Raw genomic sequence first — 5,962 nt, 5'->3', positions numbered from 1 at the left:
CCGGTGCCGATACGGGTGACTTTCCATGTCGCGGTGGCGACGAGGACGGCCGAATCGGCGCGACCCGCGGCATAGTCGACCGTGACGACCTCGACCGCTTCGGCAATGTTGGCCTCGAGCCTCAGCTTCCTCTGGGCGTCGGGCTCGCCACCGCCGTCGAGCTCGAAGACGAGCTCGTTGCGGAAATAATGGCCCATCAGCCCCTTGATCTCGGGGATCTCGATGGCCCGCATCGCCGATTTGACGCTGCCACCGACGGTGCTCGTCGTGTTCTCGGAATAGAGCGGCTGAAAGCAGCCGCCCGCGAAAGCCGCGGCCGCAAGCACGGCCGCCAGCAATGCGCGGCGGGGGAGAACGGCTTCAGACGACGACATTCACGATTCTCCCGGGAACCACGATGATCTTGCGGATCGGGCGTTCTTCCAGTGCCCGCTGCACGGCCTCACTGGCGCGAACCGCCGCTTCCACAGCCACCGTATCGGCATCGGCCGGAACCGTCACCTCCGCCCGCTTCTTGCCGTTGAGCTGGACGGGCAGCGTGATGCTGTCGTCCTTCAGCAGCGCGGGATCAGCCTCCGGCCAAGGCGCTTCGCCGGCGAGGCCCGGCAGACGCAGCGCCTGCCAGCATTCCTCCGCCAGATGCGGCATCATCGGCGCCACAAGCTGGGAGACGATCGTGGCAGCTTCGAGGAGCACGAAGGCGACATCGTTATCGAGCTCCGGCTTCTCGGCGGCCGCGTCGAGTGCCTTACCGATCGCGTTGGTCAGCGTGTAGACATGCGCGATGCAGCGATTGAAGGCCAGCCGCTCGATATCGGCGCCGACGGCCTCAAGCGCGCGATGGCTGGCCTTGCGCAACGCCAGCGCCGCGTCGCCGATCTGCGCCGGCCTTTGCGCCTTGCCACCGGTACGCTCGGCAATCTCCGCCACCAGGCGCCAGAGGCGCTGGACGAAACGGGCCGCGCCCTGCACGCCCTCGTCGGTCCAGATCACGTCACGATCGGGCGGGGAGTCGGAGAGCATGAACCAGCGCGCCGTGTCGGCGCCATAGGAGGCGATGATATCGTCGGGGTCCACGACGTTCTTCTTGGACTTCGACATCTTCTCGATCGGGCCGATCTCGATCGGGGCACCGGTCTCGACGTCGAAGCCGCGCCGATCACTGCCGGAGACCTCGATTCGAACATTGCCCGGCTCGACCCAATCGCCATTCGCAGCGCGGTAAGTCTCGTGGACGACCATGCCCTGGGTGAACATGCCGGCGAAAGGCTCGTCCAGCCCGGCATGGCCGGTCTTCTTCATGGCGCGGGTGAAGAACCGCGAATAGAGCAGGTGCAGGATCGCATGCTCGACGCCGCCGATATACTGGTCGACCGGGAGGAAGCGGTCGACGGCCTTGCGGTCGGTCGGGCTTTCCGTGCGCCAGGGATCGGTGAAACGCGCGAAATACCAGGACGAATCGACGAAGGTGTCCATCGTGTCCGTCTCACGGCGGGCCTCCTTGCCGCATTGCGGGCAGGCGACATGCTTCCAGGTCGGATGATGGTCGAGCGGGTTGCCGGGTTTCTCGAAGGAGACGTCATCCGGCAGTTCGACCGGCAGGTCGGCATCGGGAACCGGGACCGTTCCGCAGTCGGAACAATGGATGACCGGGATCGGGCAGCCCCAGTAGCGCTGGCGCGAGATGCCCCAGTCGCGCAGGCGGAAATTGACCTTGCGCTGGCCGACCGGCCGGTTGCCGCGCGTCTCGCCTTCAAGGCGGCGTGCGACCTCCTCCTTGGCTTCGGCGATGGTCATACCGTCGAGGAAGCGGGAATTGATCATCCGCCCCTCGCCATCATAGGCGGTGTCGGTGATGACGAAGCCGGCGGGATCGGTACCTTCCGGCGCTACCACCGGGGTATTACCCAGGCCATACTTGTTGACGAAGTCGAGGTCGCGCTGGTCATGCGCCGGGCAACCGAAGATGGCACCGGTGCCGTATTCCATCAGGATGAAGTTCGCGACATAGACCGGCAGCGTCCAGCCCGGATCCAGGGGGTGGACAGCCCGCAGGCCGGTGTCGAAGCCGAGCTTCTCGGCCTTGTCGATGGCTTCCTGCGCCGTGCCGGTGCGCTTGCACTCCTCGATGAAGGCCTGCAGTTCGGGATTGTTTGCTGCGATGGCCTTGGCGATCGGGTGATCGGGCGCGACGGCGACGAATTTGGCGCCGAACAGCGTGTCAGGACGGGTGGTGTAAACCTCGACCTCATTCTGGCGGGCGGCGTTCGATTCGAGTGCGAAACGAACGAGCAGGCCTTCCGATCGGCCAATCCAGTTCTTCTGCATCAGCCGGACCTTGTCGGGCCAGCGAGTCAGACCGTCGAGCGCGTCGTTCAGTTCCTGGCCATACTCGGTGATCTTGAAGAACCACTGGGTCAGCTCGCGGATCTCGACCGGCGCGCCGGAACGCCAGCCGCGGCCGTCGATGACCTGCTCATTGGCGAGCACGGTTTCGTCGACGGGATCCCAGTTGACCTTGGCGGTCTTGCGGTCGACCAGCCCGGCCTTCAGGAAGTCCAGGAACATCTTCTGCTGGTGGCGATAGTAGCTGGGGTCGCAGGTCGCGAGCTCGCGGCTCCAGTCGAGCGAGAGGCCCATCGACTTGAGCTGCTTGCGCATCGTCGCGATGTTCTCGTAGGTCCATTCGCGCGGGTGGACCTTCTTCTGCTTGGCGGCGTTCTCGGCCGGCAGACCGAAGGCGTCCCAGCCCATCGGGTGCAGCACGGAGAAGCCCTTGGCCCGCTTGTAGCGCGCGACCACGTCGCCCATCGCGTAGTTGCGGACATGGCCCATATGGATGCGCCCGGACGGATAGGGGAACATCTCGAGGACGTAGTAGCTCGGCCGCGTATCGTCGTTCTTCGTCTCGAAGAGCTTGCGCTCCTCCCAGACGGTGCGCCATTTCGGCTCGGACTCTTTCGGATTGTAGCGTTCGACGGCCATGTCAGCGGGCAATTCTTGGCGGTTTTGCCGGCTCCCGGAGGCAGGCCGGCGCAGGGGCTGAATGCAAAAACCGGATGTCGGAATCTTGCAACCTGCTCTAGGACACCATTGCGCGCACGCGGTCAACGGCGCGCAGGGCATGAGAGGCTGGCAGATGAGCGATACGGTTACGCGTTTGGCTGAAATCAGGGCGGCGATCGGCCGGGCCGAGCGCGATTTCGGGCGCAGGCCGGGCTCGGCTACGCTGGTGGCCGTCTCCAAGACGAAGCCCGCCGAGCAGATCGTCGAAGCTCTGGAAGCCGGGCAGCGCATCTTCGGCGAGAACTACGTTCAGGAAGCCAAGTCGAAGTGGCCGGCGCTGAAGGAGCGCTTCCCGGATGCCGAACTGCACATGATCGGGCCGCTGCAATCGAACAAGGCGCGTGAGGCGGTCGAGCTCTTCGACGTCATCCAGTCGCTCGACCGGGAGAGCCTGGCGAAGGAACTGGCCCGCGAGATCGGGCGGACCGCGCGGACGCCGCGACTGTTCGTGCAGGTCAACACCGGCGAGGAGCCGCAGAAGGGCGGCGTCCTGCCGGCGGACGTCGATGGTTTCATCGCCAGTTGCAGGGATGTTCACGGTCTCGCGATCGAGGGGCTGATGTGCATCCCGCCGGCCGAGGAGCCGCCTTCCCCGCATTTCGGCCTGCTCGCCAAGATGGCCGCCCGCAACGGACTCAAGGGACTGTCGATGGGCATGAGCGCCGATTACGAGGCGGCGATCCAGCTCGGTGCGACCCATGTGCGGGTCGGCAGCGCAATCTTCGGGGCGCGGGGCTAGCCGCGCAACGGCTCCCCGACGTCGATGCGGTTGCCATCGGGATCCTCGAAGACGAAGGCGCGCAGGCCGTAGTCCTTGTCGCGCAGGCCCTTGACGATGCGCAGGCCGCGCGACCGGACGATGGCGTGCACGGCGTCGATGTCCTCGACCATCATATGCGCGACATTGAAGGGCGCGGCCTTGTGCCCGGGCTGAAGCGTCAGATGCAGTTCGGCGGAATCGCGCTTCAGGATCATGAAGCCGACGGGATCGCCGTTCTCGAAGGTTTTCCGGAAGCCGAAGGCGCCGATGTAGAAGTCGCAGGCCCGTGCCATGTCGACGACGGGCAACATGGCAGCGATCCGCCCGAAGCGGAGGCCGGAAGAGACCGAATCAGTCATCGCAGTTCTCGAATTGGGAGCGGCGCGGCGAAGCGGGACGGTGCCCGCAGGCGTCGGCCGGTTCCGGAGAGGATGGTCGAGACGGTGCTCGCTGCTGCTTCTAGCCGAACTCGGCCTATCTGACCAGAATCCGGCAATGGCGCGCGAGCCGGGGCAGCACCTTGGCGAAGACATGGCCCTCGACCGCGACACAGCCGGCCGTAGGCGTGAAACCGGGCCGGGCAAGGTGCCAGAAGATCGCGCTGCCGCGACCGCGAATCACCGGCCGGTCGTTCCAGCCGAGCTCGACGATGACATCGTAGAGATTGTCCTCGCGCTGCAGGCGCTCCTCGGCCTCGCCGGGGGGACGGTCGATCAGGCGGTTGTAGCGGCGGTCCTCCCTATCGTCGCACCAGGCGTCGCGAGGGCCGATTTCCTTCATGGGCAGCAGCGTGCGCGGCCGGGCAAGGCGGTCGGCACGATAGAAGACGCTGCGCAGCGGCAGGGCCGTGCGCGGCGTAGCGCCGTCGCCCTCGCGCTTGTGGGTGCGGATGCCCGAGCGACCGAGCGCACAGGGAAACACCGAGGAGCCGGCCACGAGGAAGCCCTTGCGGCGGTCATGGACGGAGGCGAAGACCCGCAGCGAGGACAGCTTGCGCGGGCCGGCAAAGGAGGACGGACGGTTTCTCACGGGGAATTCCAGGCTGCCTGACTTGCGGTGACGACTCAGCGGGCTCATGTTGCCTTAACGATTGCGTGCGAGCGAACCGTCTATGTCCGTCGTCCATCATATTCTCCTGGTCGATGACGACCAGACCCTGCGGGATGCTCTCGCGGAGCAGCTGGCCTTGTACGAGGAGTTCAGGCTCTCGACGGCGGGCAACGCCGCCGCTGCCGTGAAGGCCGTCCAGGGCGAGCGCGTCGACCTCGTCGTCATGGATGTCGGTCTGCCCGACATGGACGGGCGCGAGGCCGTCAAGGTGATGCGCAAGAACGGCTTCAAGAGCCCGGTCGTTATGCTGACGGCCCAGGGCTCCGACGCCGACACCGTGCTGGGGCTCGAGGCGGGTGCCAACGACTATGTCGTGAAGCCGTTCAAGTTCGCCGTGCTGCTGGCGCGGATCCGCGCCCACTTGAGGCAATACGAGGCAAGCGAGGACGCAATCTTCCAGGTCGGTCCCTATACCTTCCATCCGGGATCGAAGCTCCTCGTCAGCGAGAAGGGCTCGAAGACCAAGCTCACCGAGAAGGAGACGGCGATCCTGCGCTTTCTCTATCGCGCCGGCCGCAAGCCCATTGCGCGCGAGGTGCTGCTTCAGGAGGTCTGGGGCTATAACAGCCAGGTTACGACCCACACGCTGGAAACGCATATCTATCGCCTGCGCCAAAAGATCGAGCCTGATCCGGGTAATGCCCGCCTGCTGGTCACCGATGCCGGCGGCTATCGGCTGAACCCCTGACGGATGGCACTCGACGACGATATGTCCCTGCTGGCCCGGCAGCCGCTGCTGAGCCTGATGGAACGCGACGCGCTGCGGCTGCTGGCGTTTGCGGCGGAAAGCCGCATCCTGCGCGCCGGGGATGTGCTGTTCCGTGCCGGCGAACCTTCGGACGGTGCCGTGCTGGTGGTCTCGGGCGCGATTGCGATCACGACGCAGGATGACGGCCAGCCCGCGAGCGAGATCCTCGGGCCCGGCGCTATGATCGGCGAACTCGCCCTCTTCACCTCCTTGCCGCGGCAGGTCACCGCGATCGCGCGGGAGCCGACACAAGTCATGCGCCTGCCCCGGAGCGTGAT

At 65.9% G+C, this 5,962-nt stretch carries 6 protein-coding genes and 1 pseudogene; 3 read left to right on the top strand and 4 right to left on the bottom strand.

Annotation, left to right across the window (positions count from 1 at the left end; genetic code table 11):
- Window positions 1-374 (bottom strand): annotated as a pseudogene (locus ACIPIA_RS08955) (hypothetical protein); the annotation flags it as partial.
- Entirely contained in the window at window positions 361-2,985 is a 2,625-nt protein-coding gene (gene leuS / locus ACIPIA_RS08950; RefSeq protein WP_400508684.1) for a leucine--tRNA ligase, read from the bottom strand. The gene leuS and the pseudogene ACIPIA_RS08955, both read right to left, overlap by 14 nt.
- A gap of 154 nt (window positions 2,986-3,139) precedes the next feature.
- Here leuS and ACIPIA_RS08945 point away from each other — a divergent pair, with 154 nt between their 5' ends.
- Window positions 3,140-3,805, top strand: a complete 666-nt coding sequence (locus ACIPIA_RS08945; RefSeq protein WP_400508682.1) for a YggS family pyridoxal phosphate-dependent enzyme — start codon at window positions 3,140-3,142, stop codon at window positions 3,803-3,805.
- Here the strand turns inward: ACIPIA_RS08945 and ACIPIA_RS08940 are convergent.
- Both ACIPIA_RS08940 and ACIPIA_RS08935 read right to left on the bottom strand, forming a co-directional pair.
- The gene (locus ACIPIA_RS08940; RefSeq protein ID WP_400508680.1) at window positions 3,802-4,185 is read right to left on the bottom strand and encodes a glyoxalase superfamily protein; all 384 of its coding nucleotides are present in this window, start codon (window positions 4,183-4,185) and stop codon (window positions 3,802-3,804) included. The two genes, ACIPIA_RS08945 and ACIPIA_RS08940, sit on opposite strands and share 4 nt — an antisense overlap.
- Window positions 4,186-4,300: 115 nt before the next feature.
- The gene (locus ACIPIA_RS08935; RefSeq protein WP_400508678.1) at window positions 4,301-4,855 is read right to left on the bottom strand and encodes a L,D-transpeptidase family protein; all 555 of its coding nucleotides are present in this window, start codon (window positions 4,853-4,855) and stop codon (window positions 4,301-4,303) included.
- An 82-nt stretch (window positions 4,856-4,937) separates the two neighbouring features.
- Here ACIPIA_RS08935 and ACIPIA_RS08930 point away from each other — a divergent pair, with 82 nt between their 5' ends.
- Both ACIPIA_RS08930 and ACIPIA_RS08925 read left to right on the top strand, forming a co-directional pair.
- Window positions 4,938-5,624 carry a response regulator transcription factor gene (locus ACIPIA_RS08930; RefSeq protein WP_149131855.1) on the top strand — a complete coding sequence of 229 codons (687 nt, stop codon included), beginning with the start codon at window positions 4,938-4,940 and terminating at the stop codon, window positions 5,622-5,624.
- A 3-nt stretch (window positions 5,625-5,627) separates the two neighbouring features.
- Window positions 5,628-5,962, top strand: a 335-nt coding sequence (locus ACIPIA_RS08925) for a cyclic nucleotide-binding domain-containing protein (protein WP_400508676.1), incomplete at its 3' end; no start/stop codon positions are given.

It is taken from the genome of Allobosea sp. CER48 (assembly GCF_044752385.1).
In the GTDB taxonomy this organism is placed as follows: domain Bacteria; phylum Pseudomonadota; class Alphaproteobacteria; order Rhizobiales; family Beijerinckiaceae; genus Allobosea.
Note: the sequence above shows the minus strand (reverse complement) of the source record. Positions and strands in the feature narration are given on the sequence as shown.